Origin of the sequence: Micromonospora sp. NPDC048835 (assembly GCF_040649995.1) — a bacterium.
Classification (GTDB): domain Bacteria; phylum Actinomycetota; class Actinomycetes; order Mycobacteriales; family Micromonosporaceae; genus Micromonospora.
Window position 1 is genome coordinate 195,890 of record NZ_JBEZGM010000007.1, and the last position, 20,314, is coordinate 216,203.

Here is a 20,314-nt window from a genome sequence, read left to right on the forward strand (position 1 = left end):
AGGAGACCACGATGCGCGTGATCGGACTGATGTCCGGAACCTCCTACGACGGCATCGAAGCCGCCGCGGCCGAGTTCGAGCTGAGCGGCGACACCCTGCGGATGCGACCGCTCGGCCGGCTCAGCCACCCGTACTCCGACGACCTGCGCGGGAAGATCGCCGCCGCCCTGCCGCCCGCGCCGACCACCACCGAGGCGATCTGCGTGCTGGACACCGGCATCGGTCAGGCCTTCGCCGAGGCCGGCGTACGGGCCCTCGCGGAGCTGTGCGACGGCCGGGCCGACCTGGTCGTCTCACACGGGCAGACCATGCACCACTGGGTCGAGGCGGGCACGGTCCGGGGCACTCTCCAACTGGGTCAGCCGGCCTGGATCGCGGAGGCCACCGGCCTTCCGGTCGTGGCCGACCTGCGCAGCCGCGACGTCGCCGCCGGCGGCCAGGGCGCTCCCCTGGTCGCCCTCTTCGACGCGCTGCTGCTCGGTGGCCTGCCCGGCGTCCCGGCCGCGCTGAACCTGGGCGGCATCGCCAACATCACCGTCGTCGCGCCGGACGCGGACCCGCTCGCCTTCGACACCGGCCCGGCCAACGCACTCCTCGACGCCGCCGCCCGCCACTTCAGCGGGGGCACCGAGGAGTACGACCGGGACGGGCGCGGGGCAGCCGCCGGGCAGGTGAACCCGGACCTGCTACGCCGGCTGCTCGACGAGCCGTACTACCGGCAGCCCGGGCCGAAGAGCACCGGCAAGGAGCTGTTCCATCTGCCGTACCTGCTCGCCGCCCTGGCCGACGCGCCCACGCCGGATGAGCGGGACGTGCTGGCCACGCTCACCCGGCTGACCGCGGTCACGGTGGCAGACGCCTGCCGCGACCACGGCGTCACCCGGCTCGTCGTCTCCGGCGGCGGGGCCCACAATCCGACCCTGATGGGCATGCTCGTCGACGAGCTGCCCGACGTTCACCTGACGTCCAGTGACGAGGTGGGTGTGCCGTCGGACGCCAAGGAGGCGCTGGCCTTCGCGCTGTTGGGCTACCTGACCGTGCACGGGCTGCCGGGCACGCTGCGCTCGGGCACCGGCGCGCGGCACGCCTCCGTGCTCGGCAGCATCACCCCCGGCCGCCCGCCGCTGCGGCTGCCCGCGCCGGCCCGGACCGCGCCCGATCGGCTGTTGATCGACACGGCCGACTGACCACCCTCCCGGGAGGATCCGCCCATGAGCACCGTCCTACCCACGCCGACCGCGGCCGGCGCCCGCGCCCGCGAGGTCGCCGAGCTGCTGCGCTCGCGTCTCGACGACCCGAGCCGGGCCAGCGCCGAGCTGCCCCGCAGGCTTGCGGCGGCACACGACGCCTCGCCGTACCTGTTCGAGCCGCAGGCCGTGGTCCGTGCCGCCTCGGCGGCCGAGGTCGGGGCGCTGATGGCCGGCGCCCGGGAGGCCGGTGTGCCGCTGACCCTGCGCGGCGGCGGCACCAGCCTCGCCGGGCAGGCCGGCGGCGCGGGCGTCCTGGTCGACGTCCGCACCGACTGGCGGCACGCCGAGGTCCTCGACGACGGTCGCCGCATCCGGCTCCAGCCGGGCCTGACCATCCGGCAGGCCAACGCCCGACTGGCCCGCTACCGACGCCGGCTCGGCCCGGACCCGGCCAGCGAGGCCGCCTGCACGGTGGGCGGCATGGTGGCGAACAACTCCAGCGGGATGACCTGCGGCACCACCGACAACGCGTACCGCACCATGGAGTCGCTGCGTTTCGTCCTCCCGTCCGGCACCGTCGTCGACTCCGGCACCCGCGACGCCGACGAGCGGCTGCGGGCCGCCGAGCCGGAGCTGCACGCCGGGCTGCTGCGGCTGCGCGATCGGGTCCGCTCGACGCCGGGGTCGCGCGCCACGATCGAGCGGCTGTTCGCCATGAAGAACACCATGGGGTACGGACTCAACTCGCTACTCGACCACAGCACCCCTGTCGACATGCTCGCCCACCTGATGATCGGCAGCGAGGGCACGCTCGGGTTCGTGGCCGAGGCCGTCTTCCGTACCGTCGAGATCCACGACCACGCCGCCACCGGCCTGCTGATCCTGCCCGGTCTCACCGACGCCACCGACGCGCTGCCGGCCCTGCTCGCCGCCGGCGCCCGTACCGCCGAACTGCTCGACGCGGCCGCGCTGCGGGTCAGCCAGCGCGACCCGGGCGCGAGCCGGGCCCTGCGCGGGCTGACGGTCGCCGGCCACGCCGCGCTGCTGGTGGAGTTCGCCGAGGACAGCGCGGAGCGGCTGGCGGCGACGCTTGCCGACGCCCGGGGAGTGCTCGACCGGCTGCCGGCCGTCACCGGCACCGAGCTGACCCGCGACCCACGCGAACGGGCCAACCTCTGGCACCTGCGCAAGGGCCTCTACACCGCCGTCGCCGGCGCACGCCCGCCCGGCACCACGGCCCTGCTGGAGGACGTCGCGGTCCCGATGCCCCGCCTGACCGGCACCTGCGACGGGCTGATCGAGCTGTTCGACAGGCACGGCTACCCGGACGCGGTGATCTTCGGGCACGCCCGGGACGGCAATCTGCACTTCATGCTGACCCAGTCGTTCGACACCCAGGCCGAGATCGACCGCTACGCCCGGTTCACCGACGACATGGTCGACCTCGTGCTGGCCGAGGGCGGAACGCTCAAGGCGGAGCACGGCACCGGCCGGGCCATGGCGCCCTTCGTCCGCCGGCAGTACGGCGACGAGCTTTACGACGTGATGCGCGAACTCAAGCGGCTGTGCGACCCGAGCGGTCTGCTCAACCCCGGAGTGCTGCTCAACGACGACCCGACCGTGCACCTGCGGCAGCTCAAGGCCGTCCCGACGGTCGACCCCGAGCTGGACGCCTGCGTCGAGTGTGGCTACTGCGAGCCGGTCTGCCCCACCGCCGACGTCACCACCACGCCCCGGCAGCGCATCGTCCTGCAACGGCAGATCGCCCTCGCCACCGCCGCCGGTGACGAGGAGCGCCGCCGGGAGCTGACCGCCGACTACGCGTACGCCGCGGTGGACAGCTGCGCCGCGGACAGCCTCTGCGTCACCGCCTGCCCGGTCGGCATCGACACCGGGGCGGCGATGAAGCGACTGCGCGCCGAGCGGCACAGCCCCCGCGCCCAGCGCACCGCCCGTACCGCCGCGAAGCACTGGCGGGCCGCCGTGACCGGCGTCCGGGTGGGGCTGACTGCCGCGCACACCGTCCCGACGCCGCTCACCCGCGCCGCCACCGGGGTGTTCCGTGGACTTGGTGCCAGCGAACTGGTGCCACTGTGGACGGACGACATGCCGCGCGCCGGCGCTCCCCGGCCCGCACCCCGCAACGCGCCGGACGCCCAGGCGGTGTTCTTCGCGGCCTGCGTCGGCAGCCTCTTCGCCCCGGAGGGCGGTTCGTCCGGCGGTTCGGCGGCAGCGTTCCTGCGCCTCTGCGAACTGGCGGGGGTGCCGCTCGTCGTTCCGACCGGCACGGCGGGGCTGTGCTGCGGAACGCCGTGGCAGTCCAAGGGCTATCCCGCCGGCCACCGGGAGATGGCCGAGCGGACCCTGGCCGCACTCTGGACGGCCAGCGACGAGGGTCGCCTGCCCATCGTGTGCGACGCGTCATCCTGCACGCACGGGCTGATGCAGCTCACCGCCGCGCTGGCCGAGGAGGACCAGGCACGGTACGCCGCGCTGCGCTTCGTCGACAGCGTGACCTTCACCGCCGAGCATCTCCTGCCGGCGCTGCCGCAGCCCCGCCGACTCGGGTCGCTTGCCCTGCACCCCACCTGCTCCACCGTGCACCTGGGCGGCACCGACGACCTGCGCGCGGTGGCTCAGGCGGTCGCCGACACCGTCACCGTGCCGGACACCTGGGGGTGCTGCGCCTTCGCCGGTGACCGAGGGCTGCTGCACCCCGAGGTCACCGCCGGTGCCACCGCCGCCCAGGCCGCCGAGATCAATCAGCGCGACTTCGACGCGTACGCCTCCTGCAACCGCACCTGCGAGATGGGCATGAGCCGGGCCACCGGCCAGCCGTACCGGCACGTGCTGGAGGTGCTCGTCGAGGCGGTCGAGCCGCAGGCGTAACCGGCACGCGCGCGCCGCCCGCCGCGGGTCTGCGGCGGACGGCGCGGTTGGTGCGTGATCTCAGGAGAGGGCGATGTCGCGGTAGTAGTAGCGAAGGATCGCCTGGTAGCTCTGGCCCGCGTTCGCGAGGTCACGCGAGCCGTACTGCGACAGCCAGTCCCCGTCCACCCAGCCACCGCACGCGGTGGTCGTCGCACAGTAGTGCGCCCGCAGGATGTTGCCGCTCCGGGTCATCCGGGCCGACCAGGTCCGGTCCACCGCGGCGGACGTCGACGACACCGCCGACGACGGCCGGTAGACCTGGTCACCGGTGTCGTCACGGACGTCGTAGCACTGGCCGCCGGGCGTCTTCCGGGTCGAGTGCAACGCCCAGTACCAGGCGTAGCTCTTGACTGCCATCGCACCGGAGTCCAGCGAGGCGGCCGGCCAGCTCGTGATCCACTCGTTCGGGAGGACGTTCTTGACGTACGTCTTGAAGTCGACCCGATCGACCCGGCCGAGACCGACCCGGTAGACGAGGATGGTGCTCGGCAGCTTGCTGTTGGTGCCGTCGGTGCTACAGCCCGTCGGCCCGCTCACCAACTCGTGCGAGGCGTTGTTGTTCTTCAGCGTGGCGTTGAGGTTCCCAGTCGCGCCGGCCGCGAAGTCCTGGTAGGAACCAGCGAAGTTGCTGTTGAAGTAGACCCGCACCGTCCTGCCGGTGCGGTTCCACACCGACGCCGCGTTGTTCTTCACGCACAGGCCCTTGCCGCTGCCCGCGCCCTTGAAGTCGTAGCAGGTCGGTTGGGTCGTCCCGTAGTCGTCGAGTGAGTCGGTGAAGTCGGAGACCGAGCCGGCCTGGTTGCTGTTGTAGTAGTAGCAGAACTCGCCGCTGTCACACGTTCCGTCGCGTACGGCCGCCGCTGCCGGCGAGGCGACACTCAGGATCGAGGTGGACATGGCGAGGACGGCGCCGATGACGGCGAGGCCCTTGCGGATATTCACGGCGTCCTACCTCTCGTTGTAACCCTGGGCGTTCCAGAACGCGGTCGGGTCGGCGTTGTCCAGCGTGGGGTCGCCGACGCTGACGGCCGCGTGGGTCTGCCGGCCGGCCCGGACCTCGACGTGGGTGTGCGCGCCCGAGCTTGAGGACACCCCGTGCCACGACTCGTCGGCGATGATCTCGCCCTTGCTGATCGCGTCGCCCACGCCCACCCCGGACCTCGGCGCGGTGTGCAGGTAGATCACCGTCTTGTTGAGCGAGGAGTTGTAGACGGAGATCGTGGACAGGCCGCCACTGCCGGTGTTGCCCCGCGCGACGTAGGTGACCGTTCCGGAGACCAGGGCGCGCACGTCCGAGCCGACGCTGCGGGCGATGTCGATGCCCTCGTGCCGGCCGGGCGTGGTGGTGTACCCGTCGAAGCCGCACGTGACCGCGCCGCCGCTGGCCTGGTACAGGGCGTACGACAGGTTCGTGCGCGCCGACGGCGAGAACTGGTGCGAGGCGTTGTTGTTCTTCAGCGTGGCGTTGAGGTTGCCCTTCGCCCCGGCCGCGAAGTCCTGGTAGGAACCGGCGTATCCGCTGTTGTAGTAGACGCGTACGGTCTTGGTGCTGCGGTTCCAGACCGAGGCGGCCTCGTTCTTGATGCACAGGCCCTTGCCCGCGCCGGCACCCTTGAAGTCGTAGCACGAGGGCTGCTCGGTGCCGTAGTCGTCGAGCGATCCGGTGAAGTCCGAGATCGATCCCGCGTTGTCGCTGTTGTAGTAGTAGCAGAACTCGCCGCTGTCGCAGACCCCGTCCCGGGCCGCCGCTGACGCGGGCGATGCGACGCTGAGGATCGAGGTGGTCGCGGCAAGCGCGACGCCGACGGCGGCCAGGCTCTTACGGATGTTCATGGTGTCCTTTCCGAAACGGTGAGGGGTGCGGGTCACAGCCCGCGCTGGTACTGCTCCCAGGTCTTGATCGGGACTCGGGGGCCGTCGTCCGGGCCCTGGTTGGCCAGGCCGTTCATGCCGAGGTAGTAGTCGCCGACCTGGTGCTGCGCCTGGCCGGACAGGTCCGTGTCGTTGATCGCGGTGGCGTGGATGTGCCACGGCCAGTCGCCCTGGTTCGGGTTGCGGACCCAGGCGGCGAAGCCGACCTGGCGCAGGGCTCGGGCGACCGCGGTGCGCCTGGTAGCGGTCATGCCGGTGACCGCGATGTCCACCACACCCCCGCCGTCGTGCGTACCGGCCGAGGTGGGGTCGCCTCCGGGGTTGTAGGAGCCCTGGTCGAGCACCAGGGCGTAGCCGAGCAGCCGCTGTGCCTCGGCCAGCATGGCCTGGGTACGGGCGTTCACGACGTACCCGTCGCGGGGGACCTTCGCGCCCGGTCCGATCGGGTTGCCGACGCTGTAGCGGTTCAACCCGAGCTTCGTCAGCGACGTCGTGCCGGGCAGCCCGTTGGCGGCCAGCCCGGTGTAACCGAGCGAGCGTTGGTACGCCGCGTACGCCGAGATGGTCACGGTGCCGAAGTAGCCGTCGACCCACTGCGCGTTCAGCAGGCCCTGCGACTGGAGCGCCTGCTCGACGGCGAGCACGGAGTTCTTGGCGCCCGGGGTCAGTGTGTTGTCGGCGCGGCGGGGGTCGATCTGGGCGGCCAGGACGGTGGCCTCCATGTCCACGACCGGCCGCGCGGCCGCGGTGACGGTTCGTTGCGCTGTGACGCCGGGTGTTCCGGCCCACGCCTGGGCCGGAACACCGACAGCCACGCAGAGCGCGGCGAGCCCGACGGGTAACCAGGGACGGCGCAAGGTCGATCCTCCTCGCAGGTGGTGTGTCGTTCGGAACGGACACCACCTTGCGAGAAACGGCCTGCTGTTCGGTACCCCTACCGTCCTGTCAGATCCACGAGACCGGCACCCACCTCGATGGAAGTGGTGTTGTCAGATTCGGTGGCATCCGGGGCTGACACCGAGCGGCCGCACTCTGACATCGCCCGAGGTGATCGGAAGCGCGTTCAGGCGGTGACGGTGACCATGAAGTACACCGGCCGGCGGGTGGGGAAGTACTCCTGCCCGTTCTCGTCGACCATCTTCCAGCTCACCCAGCACTTCCCGGGACGGCTCGGCGCGGTGACCTTGACACTGATCATCACCTGCTCGTCGGGCGGGGTGTCGCCGATCGCCACCCGGTCCGGCACCTGGCACCCGTCGGCGTCGGCGGTGGGGTTGGTGCGCGCGAGGAAGCGGTTGTGCCAGGCGACCTTCCCCACGTTCTTGAGGGCCCACACCTTCACGAACTGGGAGTTCACCCGTACCCGGGTGCCGTCCGGAATGGTGACGTCGGCGACGAACTTGCTGGAGTCGCCGGCGATGAGCGAGTCCGAGAACGGTGACGGTGACGTCGACGCCGCCACCGCGCCGGGATTCTCCTGGGACGACCGGCCACGGACGATCACGCCGAGGACGGCGACCATCGCCACCACCAGCACCACCGCAGCAGCGGCGAGCCACGGCAGCCGTTGCCGCCGCGCACCCACCACCTCCTCGTCACTGTGCGGGGCGCCGGGGGCTTGCCGTGCGCCCTGCTCCTCGGGCGAGATCGCGGGGACGCCGGTCACGACCGGCCGGTGGGTCTGCGGAGCATCGGCTCCGGTGCCGGGCTCCATCCCAGCCGGGCTGCTCGGGGTTCCCACACCGGACGGGGAGTCGGTGCCGACCGGTACGACATCGTCGCCCTCGACGCCGTGCATCGTCTGGGGGCGCTGCGCGGCCTCCCATCGACTCCGCCACTGGGCCTCGTCCGCCTCGCAGGCCCGGACGAACTCCCGGACGGTCTCCCAGGAGGGGAACCTGGTTCCGGCGGCGGCCTCGTGCAGCGTGGTGTGCGAGATCCGGCCCGACCGACCGGCCATCTTGCGGAACGACGGATCGCCCGCGCTGGCCCGAAGGGTCCGTAGCTGCTCGGCGAACCTCTCGGCGGCCTGTCTGTCCTGAGTCGACTCGGTGGCGGCCCGCTGGTCCTTCATGACTCTCCCCTGTCCAGACGACGTCGTCAGGCGTTGTCAGAGCGTGTCAGAGGGTACCGAAGGGGCCGCGACCCCGATCAATGTGGTGCATCGACGATTTTGCGCTGGATGTGGGCTGTCAGGCGACCTTGGGGGTGGCACGCATCCCCACGTAGCAGACCTGCGTACCGTTGGTGAGGGTGGAGAAGACCACCGGCATGTAGTCCTCGCTGAACGATGGTCCCGCACCGGAGGCGGCGAAGACCGTTGCCGTGACGGGTTCCAGGCCCATCTCCAGGGGCGGCGACATGTGCGCCATGTCGTCGACGAACTCGTACCGCAGGTGCGGCGAGTCGTCGGCAGCGCGGGAGACGGTGAGGACGACGCCCTCGCGCCGGTACGTCCCGAGCAGCGGTGCCAGGTCGACCGGGGGTGGTACGGCAGCCGGGGCGAACGGCGCGGGCATGGTCACGTCGGCGAGTTCGGCAAGCAGGTCGCGGAAAAGGTCGGCGTAGAGCAGCCGGGCCGCACCGCCGTTGGTCATCAGGACCAGGGCGAGCTTCGCGTGCGGGACGACACGCAGGTAGGCGTACTGGCCGATGGCCGCGCCGTCGTGGCCGTAACCGGCAATGCCGTCCCAGTCGTAGAGCGTCCAGCCCAGACCCCACCCGTCCGCGCTCACCGTCCACTTGTCGGGCACGTCGACCTCGCGCCGTCGCATGGCGTCGACAGCGTCGGCGGACAGCACACGGGTTCCGTCGGGGGCGAGACCGTCGTCGAGGTGCATCCGGGCGAAGCGGGCCATGTCGCCGGCGGAGACGATGACTCTGCCCGCCGGCCCCATGGAGCGGGGCATCACGTCCCAGGACGGAGCAGGATCGGGATATTCGCCGGATTCGCCCAGGTGGCTCATGGCGACGCGGAAACGCAGCGCCTCCTCCGGCAGCGTCATCGAGCGTTCCAGGCCGAGCGGCTCGAACAGCAGACTCTTCAGTGCCTGGTCCCAGGTGAGGCCGGTGAGCTTCTCGATGACGCGGCCCAGAACGATGTAACCGAGTCCGCCGTACGAGATGGCAGTGCCGGGCGGGCAGTCCAGCGCCACCCGTCGGGCTTCGCTGACGTACCGGGCGAGACAGTCGTCGCCCCGGCCGCCATCGAAGTTGAAGTCGTTCGTCACGCCGCCGGTGTGGGACAGCAACTGCCGGATGGTGATCGTTCTGGTGGCCTCGGGGTCGGGGGTGGCGAACTCCGGCAGCACGTCCACGACCGGGGCGTGCAGGTCCAGCTTCCCCTCGTCGGCGAGCCGCATGACGAGCGTCGCGGTGTAGACCTTCGCGATCGAGCCGGACAGGAACACCGAGTCCGGGGTGACCGCCACGCCGGTGCCTCGGTGCAGCACCCCGCTGGCCAGCTCGTGGACGTCCCCATCCAGCAGCACGGCCAGGCTCGCACCGGGGACGTGGTGGGTGCGGCGCAGGTCGTCGAACCGCCGCTGCCAGCGGTCGACGTCGAATCGCCGGCCGGGCGCCCCCGGCGTGAACGGGGGGCGCCTGTCGCTGTCGGCGTTCCCGCTCAACATCTCGATCATGCTGCTTCCTATCTGTTGCGGCACGGCACGTGCCGTTCCATCCTTGCGCCCAGTCTGGCCGCCCCCGAGTGGATTGTCAACGGCACGTGCCGTGCCGCTACAGTGGCGGCATGAGCGACGACCGCCGCACCAGAGCCACCGACCGGACCCAAGCGATCATGCGCACGACGGTCGAACTGGCGCAGGAGGTTGGCTACGCCAAACTGAGCATCGAAGGGGTCGCGGCCCGCTCGGGCGTCGGCAAGCACACGATCTACCGGCGCTGGCCGTCCAAGGGCGCCCTGTTTCTGGACGCGGTGCTCACCTCCAGCGAACCCGCGCTGGACTACCCCGACACCGGCGACGTCATCGCCGACCTACGCCACCAGATCCACGCGGCCGTCGACCTCCTGGGTCGGCCACCGCTGGGTCCCCTCTACCGGGCCCTGGTGGGCGAGGCCCAGCACGATCCGTCGGTCGCCGCCGCGCTCAACGAACGCTTCATCCGCCCCCAGGCGGACCGGACCGTTGCCCGACTCCGCAGAGCCCAGCAGCAGGGGCAGATCTCACCCGACTTCGACCTCGACGTGGCCATGGCGATCCTGTCCGGCCCGCTCTACTTCCAGTTCCTCATCCTTCAGGAGCCGCTGACGCATGAGTACGTCGAACGCGTACTCAAGGCCCTTCTCGTGGGGATGACGCCGCGCCCGTAGCGGACGCGCCGGCCCGCCGGGAAGCTGGTCCCGGCAGGCACGGCGTCACGAGCAGGGTTTTCGCGCGCAGACGTCGACGATCCTGCCGGTGAGCAGGAAGATCGCCTTCTGTTTCTGGGCTGCGGCCTGGGCGCGGGGGAACTCGTGTGGATCGTCGCCGAACTCCGGCCCGGCCGGGGCGAGGTTTGTCGGCGGTGGCGCGGCGGCCTCCCCGCTGTTCCAGACCACCATCGCCGAGCCGGTGTACGGGTAGCGGCGGATCGGTGGGATGCCCCAGTACGGCCGCACGTCGAGTGACCAGCCGTCGGCGAGCGCGGGAGTGTGCAGGCGAGCGCCGATGGTGCGTGCCTGCACGTCCGCCGCGGCGGGAGACACCTGCTGGTCGCCGAAGGCCACGTGCATCAGCACCCGGTGCGCCGGGGTGCGCGGCAGCGGGTGGTCGGTCATGTGCTGGGCGTACCCGTTGGCCTCGGACCGGTCCCACAGCATCTGCAGCAGGGCCAGGATCAGTTGTTGGTCGACCTTGTCCGGGTAGGAGCCGTCGAGCACGGCCTGGAACGGCGCGAAGTCCACGCTGCGTTGCAGCAGCGTGGAGTAGTTCATCGCGGGTACGCCGAGGACCGACCGGGTCCAGTCCTGGGCGATGGCGGTGAGCGCACCTCCGTTGATGCCGCCCTGACTGTTGCCGTCGTAGTGCAGCCCACCGGCGCGGTCGATCAGCGGCCGGGCGGTGGCGGTCTCCCGGAACGCGGGCTGAGCGGCGAACCCGGCCGGGTGGATCATCGCGCGGCCCAGGAAGAGGAAGTTCAGGAAGCTCTGCTGCAACCGGTCCGCCACCGCCGGGAAGACGCTGAGGTCGGTGAACGCTCCGGCCACGAAGGGAACGTCGGCGGCGGCCATGCCGATCCAACTTGTCGCGCAGAAGGTGAAGTTGTGGGTGTTCGACATCGTCCTGACGTTGCCGGCGTTGATCTCGGTTGGTCGACCGAGGAGCCCGTGGCCGTAGAGCGAGAGATGTGCCGGCTTCGTGGCCGAGGCACTGCGTGGGATGTGGCAGACGAAGTCCGCCGCCACCGTCGCGCCGGAGGGCGTGGGCAGGGCGTTCGGCGTGGGCGCTGCCCCGGTGCCGCCGGCCGGCCCGTAGTGCAGCCGGGAGCCGGGCCCGCCGTCGCCGGTCAGATACGACGGTACGGCGACGGTGCCGGTCACCTGCCTGGCGACCAGCGGATCCTGCTCGGGTGCGTAGTCGGTCACCTGGGTGACGGTGACCGGCGGGGCGGCCCGGCCGAGGCCGGCGAACGCGCCGTCGCGGACCGCGAGCATCCGTCCGGTGAGCCCCTGCCGGCTGGCCACTGTGAAGTCCCACGCCAGGTAGAGGCCGTGTCGGTCGACGCCGGCCCGGCTCAGCTCGGCGACGATCCGCCGCAGTTGCGGCCCCCGAGCGTCCCGCTGCGCGATACCGGCACCGGTCAGGTACGCCGTGAACGCCTTCGGCGCCGGGATCACCGCCCCGCTGCCGTCCCGCAGCCCGCGCAGCCCGACGACGTAGCGGGAACCCTCGGTCAGCGCCACCGCCGGCCGGATGATCAGCAGTTGTCGGTCGGGTTGGCCGGCGGCGTGCGCGTCCAACTCGGCCCAGTACGGCGTGCGCTTCCCGGTCCGGGTGTCGAGCAGCACGATCGGCGCGTCCGGCGCCAGCGAGCGGCCGATGTCGGTGACCGGTGCGATCCCGCTCGCCGCGGCGTCGAGGCCGGGCACGCGCACCAGGATTGGGGAACCCGGACTGAACCCGTCCTGCCGGTTCCACTCGGCCGGGTCGATCGGAGTGCCCCGCACGTTTGCGGGCATCGCGGCGGCAGCGAAGCGGACCCGCTTGCCGGTGGGGCTGCTCCGGTCGGGCACCGTGAAGTAGTCGTTCGGGAACGGCAGCAGGCAGGCGGTCGGGTCGATCGGGTCGCAGGACGGGTTGCCGGCCGGTCCGGGAGTCGTCGGCGGTGCGGCGGGGGCCGCCGTACCGAGCAGGACGGCACCTGCGGTCACCAGCACTGACACGGCGAGACGGAGCCCTCTGGAGGTGGTCACACGCATCTCCTTCGACGCTTGACGGCGGATCGACGGGTGGCGTTCTTCCTACGCTCGTGAAAGAAGCTCAGCAAGCATTGGTGCGTCCGCCCATGACCTCCGCGACACACGCCGGTGGCCGGCGGCCCACACGCACAACTGGCCGCCGGCCACTGGCCGCACGTCGACGAAGCCTCACCGGAGGGTCACCCGGTGATCACCGGCCAGGCGTAGGCGAGCAGGGCGCAGGCGGCACCCAGAAGCGCGAGCGAGACGCCCCTGGTGGGCAGTGGCAGGGCGGCGAGCACGATCAGGATGACGGCGACGACGTAGAGAAATGCCTGGGCCGACATGGTGTTCTCCTCGATCAGGGGGTAGAGGGCGGTTGCCTTCGTCCGCCGGGATGCCCCCACGAGTGATCGCGGAAACCATCCCGCTGATCACGGTTCGGCCCACAGTGGTCCGTCCGGCGCGGTGTCTACGTCGCGAGGAGGAGCGCTTCGGCGCCCACCGGTCGAAACCCCGCAGCCTGAAAGGCCCGTACGCTGCGGGCGTTGCCGGCGGCCTGCTGGGCCCAGACCGGCTGGCCGTCGGGCACCAGGTGTCGGGCGGCCGTCGCCAGTGCCCGCCCCAGGCCCCGGTGGCGACGCTCGTCGTCGACCTCGATCGCCGCCTCCCAACGGCCGGCGACCCCTCGGCCGAGGACGACCACCCCGCCGTCGGCGACCCAGACGCGGACGTCGTCACGGCGGCGACGGGCCCGGACCTCGCGGGGATGACCGGCATCGGCAAGCGCGGTCAGCCGCAGTGGCGGCGGCCCGGCGAGAGGGCTCGCGACGGTCAGCAGGTCGATCGTGTCCGTCAGGCGTCGGGTGCGGTCGAGCAGCGCACCCAGGAAACGCGGATTCATCGTGGCCGCCAACGGGTCGCAGTCGAGGTTGGCGAGCGTGGAACGCACCCACTGCGGGTCCTCGTCGGTGAACACCACCGAGTGCGCGGTGAAGGCGAGAACTCCGGCGTCGCGGTGGCTCGGCTGCGGGACGACAGTGGTCCCGCCGTCCGGCGGCGGAAAGTGCCCGTGCGCCGCCGCGTCCAGGATGTCGGCCAACGTGCGGTCCATTGTCGCCCTCTCCTCGTCACCGAACCCGCGGCTGCCGAGAGCGGATGCGGCGATGCCCCCGCCCTCGGCCATCGCGCGGACCGGACAGTGTCGGGTCATCCTCTCGTGCCGGGTGCGGTGCGGGGCGCCCCGGTGTCCAGGGCGCGGTCGAGGGTGTGACCCGACTGCCAGGTCACACCCTCGACCGAGCGCGCATCGCTGAGGGTCGCCGCCCTCAACCTGGAAAGGTCAGCAGCCGATCCGGCTCGCTCCCACCGCGACGTCGTCGTACCAGAGGGTGTCGGCCCCGCCGCCGTAGCTCTCCCAGCCCAGCTTCAGGTCGGTGAGCTGCGGCCGCCAGGTGCGGTTGTACCACTGGCCGTCGATGTCGTGCGTCGGTGAGCCGTCCGCGGTCAGCCCGGGAATGGCGGCCCCGTCCACCCAGGTACGCAGCTGACCGGCCGCACCGTCGACCATGAACTCGACACAGGTCCACCTGTTGGTGGGGAGCGGCAGGCTCTGCGCCACCCCGGCGGGGCTCTGCTCGGGCAGCGTCGCGTCGTCGGAGGCGCGGTTCCACTGCAACGCGCCGTTCTGGCCACCCAGCCGCAGGTCCCTGTTGCCGTCGGCGGCATCGGCCATCGCCATCATCGTGGTGTGCTCGGTGGGTTGGGCGGTGGTGTGCCGGACCCAGACCCGGGCGTACCTGACGGCGCCCAGGCTGCCGAGGCTCTTCGTGGACCTGACGAAGACGTGGTTGCAGTACCCGGCGGTGCCGTTGATCCGGACCGACCGGCTGCCGCTGTGGGTGGTCGCCGTGTCGATGGTGGCCGTACCGGTGCCGGAACAGTCGGGGCTCACGACGGCCCAGTCACCGGACGGCGTCGAACCGGTCTGGCTCTCGAAGCCGTCGCAGAGCACCGCGCCGGCACACCCGACCGGCGGGTCGGTGGTGGGCGGTGGCGTGGTGGGTGGCGGTGTGGTGGGCGGCGGCGTCGTCGGGGGCGGCGTGGTGGGCGGCGGCGTCGTCGGGGGCGGTGTGGTGGGGGGCAGTGTGGCGCCGTTGCACGGTACGCCGTTCAGGCTGAACCCGGTCGGGGCGCCGCCGCTGGTGCCGTAGGTGCCCTGCAACCCGAACTCGGTGGAGCCGCCGGCCGCGATGCTGCCGTTGTACGACGCGTTGCGGGCGGTCACCGTCGAACCGGACTGGCTGACCGTGGCGTTCCAGCCGCTGGTGACGCGCTCGTCCCCGGCGTACTTCCAGGTGACGGTCCAGCCGGAGACGGCCGTGTCCCCCGGAGAGACCTTGACGGTGGCGGTGAATCCGCCGGGCCACTGGTTGGGCGTGTAGTCGACCCGGCAGCCCTGGGCGGCTGCGGCCGGGCCGGTGAGCAGGGCCGCTCCGGTGGTGGTCGCGGCGGCGGCCAGCGCGGCGACGACCAGCAGGGTCGACGTGCGGCGGGCGCGGAGATTCGTCATGAAAGGGTCCTTCTGCCATCGAGCTGGACGGAGGCGGGGCGCGTCGGCATGCGCCAGTGAACGGCGCAGCGCGAGAGCCTGCCCTGGGTGCGGCGCGGCGATGCGCCACAGCGAGTGGTCGGTGCATACGACCGACGTGCCCCGGCTCGAGGTGGACCTGTCAGCCGCCGATGATCCGGTCTCCCGAACGTCAGGCGGCACCCACCCTCAATCTATTGACGAACGGCTATTCAATCAAGCGCCGACCCGGACCGCCACGCGAATGGACGCACCGCTCCTGATGCGGCACTGGCGATCCCAGGGGATTGACCCTCACCGACGCCCGAGGTTAACTGCACATCAACGATGTAGATCGATGTTCATCGGACCGCCTTCCCGCGGCACGGTGACACCGCCCTACGTCGTCTCGACATCGCCCTCGTTTCGGCGGACGCGGGCGCACCGGGGCACTTCCCGGGGTGCGAGACCTGCATCCGCACGACGATCCAGAGGAGATCGTGTCGATGAAGAAGACGCCGCCGTCACGAATCGCGCTCACTGCCCTGCTCGCCGCCGCCGTCGTCACCGGGCTCACTCTCGCCGTCGGCGCGACGACGGTGGCCCCCACCCCGGCCGAGGCCGCACCGCTGGGCAAGGTGCTGGTCTTCTCCAAGACCGCAGGCTTCCGGCACTCCTCCATCCCGAACGGCATCGCCGCCATCCAGCAGCTCGGCGCCGCGAACGGCTTCACCGTCACCGCCACCGAGGACGCCGCCACCTTCACCACCGCCAACCTCGCCCAGTACCAGGCGGTGGTCTTCCTCAGCACCACCGGCGACGTCCTCGACGCCGGCCAGCAGGGTGCGTTCGAGGCGTACATGGCCGCTGGCGGCGGCTTCGTCGGGGTGCACGCCGCCGCCGACACCGAGTACGACTGGCAGTGGTACGGCGGGCTGGTCGGCGCCTACTTCGCCTCGCACCCGGCCACCCAGCAGGCGACCGTACGGGTCGAGGACCGGGCCAACGCCTCGACCGCGCACCTGTCGTCGACCTGGACCCGCACCGACGAGTGGTACAACTACCGGGCCAACCCCCGCTCCGCGGTGAAGGTGCTGGCAAGCCTCGACGAGTCGTCGTACACCGGTGGGTCGATGGGTGGTGACCACCCTGTCACCTGGTGCCACAGCTACGGCGGCGGGCGGTCCTGGTACACCGGCCTCGGCCACACCGAGCAGAGCTACAGCGACCCGAACTTCACCCGGATGTTGCTCGGCGGCATCCGGGTGGCGGCCGGGGCGGTGGCGGCCGACTGTCGGCCGGAGCCCGGCTACAGCCCACTGTTCGACGGCACCCAGGCCACCCTCGGGCAGTGGCGGCAGGCGGGACCGGGCGGCTTCACCCTTGCCGACGGCACCCTGACGTCGAACGGTGGCATGGGGTTGCTCTGGTACCCGGTGCGTACCTTCGGCAACTACTCACTCAAGGTCGACTGGATGATGCCGGGCGACGACAACGGTGGGGTCTTCATCGGGTTCCCCGACCCGCAGGGCGACCCGTGGGGCCCGGTCGCCACCGGTCACGAGATCCAGATCGACGCCACCGACGGCGACCCGACACGCACCACCGGGAGCGTCTACAGCTTCCAGGCGCCCGACCAGACCGCCCGCGCGGCGGCGCTCAACCCACCCGGCTCCTGGAACACCTACGAGATCGGCGTGCACGGCCAGCGGGTCGAGATCTGGCTCAACGGTGTGAAGATCAACGACTACGTCAGCAGCCGGGCCATCGCCGACGGCTACATCGGGTTGCAGAACGACGGCGCCGGAATGGACATCAACTACCGCAACGTGCGGATCAGGGCCGACGGCCCGAACGAGCCGCCCACCACCGATCTGGCCCGGGGCAGGCCGGTCACCGCGTCCAGCGTGGAGCCGGGCAGCACACACGTGGCGGCGAACGCCGTGGACGGCAGCGGCACCACCCGCTGGGGCAGCGCGTACGCCGATCCGCAGTGGATCACCGTCGACCTGGGGGCCACGTACGCGGTCAACCGGGTGCGGCTGTCGTGGGAGACGGCCCACGCGCGGGCCTATCAGGTCCAGCTCTCACCGGACAACGTCACCTGGTCGACGCTGCACACCACGACCACCGGAGACGGCGGCGTCGACGACCTGTCCGTCACCGGCACCGGCCGTTACCTGCGGGTGTACGGCACCCAGCGCGCCACCCAGTGGGGCTACTCGCTGTGGGACCTCAACGTCCACGGCACCGCCGCCGGCAGCACCCTGCTGTCCCGCGGCCGGCCGGTCACCGCGTCCAGCGTGGAGCCGGGCAGCGCGCACGCGGCGGCCAACGCCGTCGACGGCAACACGACCACCCGCTGGGGCAGCGCGTACGCCGACCCGCAGTGGATCACCGTTGACCTCGGCGCGTCCCGCAGCCTGGATCGGGTCCGGCTGACCTGGGAGGCGGCGTACGCGCGGGCGTACCAGATCCAGGTCTCCCCGGACAACGCCACCTGGTCACCCGCGTACACCACCACCACGGGCGACGGCGGTGTGGACGACATCGCCGTCTCGGCCACCGGCCGTTACCTGCGCGTCCAGGGCACCCAGCGGGCGCTGCCCGCGTACGGGTACTCGCTGTGGGAGCTGGAGGTGTACGGCAGCTGACCCCCATCGGGTCCGCTGTCGAACCGCCCCCTCCGGCGATGGCGGACCACCCCCAGGGCAGCCGGTGCGGCTGGCGTCCCCCGGCCGCGCCGGCTGCCCCTCGACCCTGAGCCCGTCCAGTTCGGGTGTGGCGTTGGAGAACGTGCCCCGTCGGCGCGGGTGGACCGCACCGACGGGGCAACGATCACCGCGGTGGCACTACCGCTTGGCGATCCTGATCGTCGCGGTGCGGTAGTTGATGCGCCTGTCGTCCTTCGTCGGGTCGTAGTTCTTCTCGATGTTGCCGGCGCTGTCGACCGAGAACCAGCGGAACGTTGTCGTCTCGGTCACGTGGAACACCTCCCCCGGCTCACGGAACTCGGTCGCCGCGTAGCGGGGTGAATCGAGGGTGGGTCGGCTGCCGTCGGTCGTGTAGTAGATGGTGGCCGGCTCGTCGGTCTCGAAGCGCACGTCGACCGGCCCGGAGTAGCGCCCCGCACCCGGGACCAGCCGGGACGTCGGGTTCTTCTTGTCCCGGCCCCAGTCCGCCGCGACCCGGAACATCTCCATGATCCCGTTGGCGTACTCCATCGTCTCGGCGTGGCCACTGACCAGCTCGGGGTCCCCCGCCCACTCCGGCTGGAACGAGCCGCCCTGCCAGTCGCCGGTGGCCGGGTTGTAGACGGAGCCGCCGACCTCCCAGCCGAACGCGTAGATCCCGTAGGTGTGGTAGAGGTCCTCGCGTACGTTGCCCGCCGAGGAGTAGAGGACGTCGGACGAGCCGCCGACGTTCTCCGGCGTGACCACGGTCTCCCGGTGCGCCTTGACCTGCGAGAGGATCCGCGCGGCGGACTGCCAGTAGAACGCCTCGTCACCAAGTGGCGGACGCGGCGTGGTGATCCGGCCGTCCGCGATGTACGCGCCGGGCTGCCAGAAGAGCTGACCGCCGTTGGAGTGCACCGACATCATGAACTTGATGTTCCGGTACTTCTCGACGAGCCAGATGATGTTCTTCGCCTCGGGCTCGGACAGTTTCTCCGGCCCCTGGTAGGTGTCGCTGACACAGCTCGTCGAGGCGCCCGCGTAACCGTCGTGCCCCGACCCGACCCGGTAGTTCCGGTTCAGATCGACACCCCAGGAGTTGCGCCGGCCCGGGTCGGCGTTGGCGTCCGGGCAGTGGTTGGTCAGGTTCCGGCGCTGGGAGGCGAAGTTGTAGAAGCTGTAGTTCGCCCCGTCAGGGTTGTTGGACAGGATGAAGAAGACATCAGTGTTCTCGACGATCTTCCTCGTCTCCCGGTCGGACCGGTAGTTGTGCACCAGACGCTCGGCGGACTCCAGGCTCGTCGTCGCCGGCACCCACTCCCGGGCGTGGTCCTGCGCCTGAATGAGGACACCTGGCTTCTTCCCGTCACGGTGCTTTCCGATCCGCAGGACCGGGATCGTGACCGGACCGCGCGGCACCTCCCCCGCCGGCGCTCCGGCCCGCTTCTGGTCGAGGAAGTCGCTGAGCGCGACCGGCCCGGCGGTCGGCGCGACGATCCCGGTGCCCTCGTTGGTGCGGTACGGATGCGCCCGCTCGATAAGGCCCGCAGACCCGGTCTTCAGCGCCTCCGCCACCTGCGCGGCGGTACTCACCGGCGCACCGGAGGCGTCCGTGGCGAGCAGGACGCGGACCGCCGTGCCGGTGACCTCCACCGCCAGCGGGAGGTCGGGGTCGGGCCGGTCCACGAAGTCCACGGTGATGTCGTTGCCGCCCTGGTGACCCCAGGCCGCGGAGGTGACCACGACTGCGGCCTGCCCGGTGCCACCGATCTGGGCCTGCGCCTTGCGCTGGTACCCGTTGGTCTGGTTCGGCAGGTAGACGATCTCGGCGATGTCCGGGTACTGCCGGGCGATCTCCTTGGCGCGACTGTAGAGCTGCTGCGGGTGCCGGTAGCCGTCCACGAAGTCCGACTTGTAGGACGGGTTCGCGGTGAGCGGCGGTGGAGCGTCCTCCAACCAGTTGGAGACGACGCCGGTCGCGACGCCACCCGTGGAGCTGGTCAGCTTGATCTTGTTGGGGCGCACGTCGAGCTTGAACAGGTTCCGGTGGAACATGTACTGCCCGGAGTCGACGAACCGGCTCATCGTCCGGGCGAAGCCGAACGGTGTACCCCGCCCCGAGTCGTTCTCCACCTGCATCCCGACGACCGGGTCCTCCTGCTGCCCCTCGGTCGTCCGAGCCTCGACGTAGAGGAAGCCCTGGCCCTTCGTGGTGAACCAGTCGGCCCGGACGACGCGTACCGTCGCCTCGTGGTGTGCCGGCTGGGCTGCCCGCGCGCCGACGCCCAGACCGCCGTCGGCCTCGTCGCTCCAGGCGAAGCCGGCGTCATCGCCGAGCACGTCGACGCCCATCGCCGTGAGTTCGGCGCCCTGCTCGGCGGTCACCACCGCCTCGCCCTCGATGCCGTTCGGCACCCGCCGCAGGCCATGTTCGAGGTCGAAGCCGGCCGCCGAGACCCGGTCCAGCATGTCGGCACCGGTCAGTCTGATCTGAACGAGGCGTACCGGGACAGGGCTCTCGATGGCGCCGGCGGAGGACGGCGCCGGCGGGTCCGCGCCGGCCGGGCCGGTTGCCACGAGGATGCTACCCACCAGGGTGGACAGCGCGAGAAGCGCGATGCGTCGCGGTGTACGCCGCATTCCCCCTCCTTCTCCAAACGACGGGTGACTGCCGGCG

General features: G+C 71.3%; 14 protein-coding genes. 4 read left to right on the forward strand and 10 right to left on the reverse strand.

Going from position 1 to position 20,314, the window contains the following annotated elements; genetic code table 11:
* Positions 1-11 precede the first annotated feature (11 nt).
* Entirely contained in the window at positions 12-1,187 is a 1,176-nt protein-coding gene (locus tag AB0C15_RS11445) for an anhydro-N-acetylmuramic acid kinase (RefSeq protein WP_357351099.1), read from the forward strand.
* 24 nt (positions 1,188-1,211) lie between these two features.
* Positions 1,212-4,079, forward strand: a complete 2,868-nt coding sequence (locus AB0C15_RS11450; protein WP_357351100.1) for an FAD-binding and (Fe-S)-binding domain-containing protein — start codon at positions 1,212-1,214, stop codon at positions 4,077-4,079.
* Between the two features lie 60 nt (positions 4,080-4,139).
* On the opposite strand, the gene AB0C15_RS11455 is transcribed toward AB0C15_RS11450, so the two are convergent.
* From AB0C15_RS11455 to AB0C15_RS11475, 5 genes are all read right to left on the reverse strand, one after another.
* Entirely contained in the window at positions 4,140-5,063 is a 924-nt protein-coding gene (locus AB0C15_RS11455) for a peptidase inhibitor family I36 protein (RefSeq protein WP_357351101.1), read from the reverse strand.
* Positions 5,064-5,069: 6 nt separating this feature from the next.
* Positions 5,070-5,954, reverse strand: a complete 885-nt coding sequence (locus AB0C15_RS11460) for a peptidase inhibitor family I36 protein (RefSeq protein ID WP_357351102.1) — start codon at positions 5,952-5,954, stop codon at positions 5,070-5,072.
* A gap of 32 nt (positions 5,955-5,986) precedes the next feature.
* Entirely contained in the window at positions 5,987-6,850 is an 864-nt protein-coding gene (locus AB0C15_RS11465) for a peptidoglycan-binding protein (protein ID WP_357351103.1), read from the reverse strand.
* Positions 6,851-7,056: 206 nt separating this feature from the next.
* On the reverse strand, positions 7,057-8,067 hold the full coding sequence (locus tag AB0C15_RS11470; RefSeq protein ID WP_357351104.1) for an NBR1-Ig-like domain-containing protein: 1,011 nt from the start codon (positions 8,065-8,067) through the stop codon (positions 7,057-7,059).
* Positions 8,068-8,185: 118 nt separating this feature from the next.
* Positions 8,186-9,634, reverse strand: coding sequence for a serine hydrolase domain-containing protein (locus tag AB0C15_RS11475; RefSeq protein WP_357351105.1), 1,449 nt, complete (start codon positions 9,632-9,634; stop codon positions 8,186-8,188).
* Between the two features lie 110 nt (positions 9,635-9,744).
* Between AB0C15_RS11475 and AB0C15_RS11480 the strand changes: the two genes are divergently transcribed.
* The gene (locus AB0C15_RS11480) at positions 9,745-10,326 is read left to right on the forward strand and encodes a TetR/AcrR family transcriptional regulator (protein ID WP_357351106.1); all 582 of its coding nucleotides are present in this window, start codon (positions 9,745-9,747) and stop codon (positions 10,324-10,326) included.
* Positions 10,327-10,371: 45 nt separating this feature from the next.
* Here AB0C15_RS11480 and AB0C15_RS11485 read toward each other — a convergent pair whose 3' ends face one another.
* From AB0C15_RS11485 to AB0C15_RS11500, 4 genes are all read right to left on the reverse strand, one after another.
* Positions 10,372-12,408 (reverse strand): hypothetical protein, encoded by a 2,037-nt coding sequence (locus tag AB0C15_RS11485; RefSeq protein WP_357351107.1) that lies wholly within the window; start codon positions 12,406-12,408, stop codon positions 10,372-10,374.
* Positions 12,409-12,593: 185 nt separating this feature from the next.
* Positions 12,594-12,800 (reverse strand): hypothetical protein, encoded by a 207-nt coding sequence (locus tag AB0C15_RS11490; protein ID WP_357351108.1) that lies wholly within the window; start codon positions 12,798-12,800, stop codon positions 12,594-12,596.
* Positions 12,801-12,865: 65 nt separating this feature from the next.
* A complete protein-coding gene (locus AB0C15_RS11495; protein ID WP_357351109.1) occupies positions 12,866-13,507 on the reverse strand; it encodes a GNAT family N-acetyltransferase in 642 nt (213 codons plus the stop codon).
* Between the two features lie 228 nt (positions 13,508-13,735).
* Complete coding sequence (locus AB0C15_RS11500; protein ID WP_357351110.1) at positions 13,736-14,965, reverse strand: cellulose-binding domain-containing protein; 1,230 nt, start codon at positions 14,963-14,965, stop codon at positions 13,736-13,738.
* Between the two features lie 503 nt (positions 14,966-15,468).
* Between AB0C15_RS11500 and AB0C15_RS11505 the strand changes: the two genes are divergently transcribed.
* A complete protein-coding gene (locus AB0C15_RS11505) occupies positions 15,469-17,616 on the forward strand; it encodes a ThuA domain-containing protein (RefSeq protein WP_357351111.1) in 2,148 nt (715 codons plus the stop codon).
* Positions 17,617-17,814: 198 nt separating this feature from the next.
* Here AB0C15_RS11505 and AB0C15_RS11510 read toward each other — a convergent pair whose 3' ends face one another.
* Positions 17,815-20,277 (reverse strand): M14 family metallopeptidase, encoded by a 2,463-nt coding sequence (locus tag AB0C15_RS11510; protein ID WP_357351112.1) that lies wholly within the window; start codon positions 20,275-20,277, stop codon positions 17,815-17,817.
* Between the last annotated feature and the right edge of the window lie 37 nt (positions 20,278-20,314).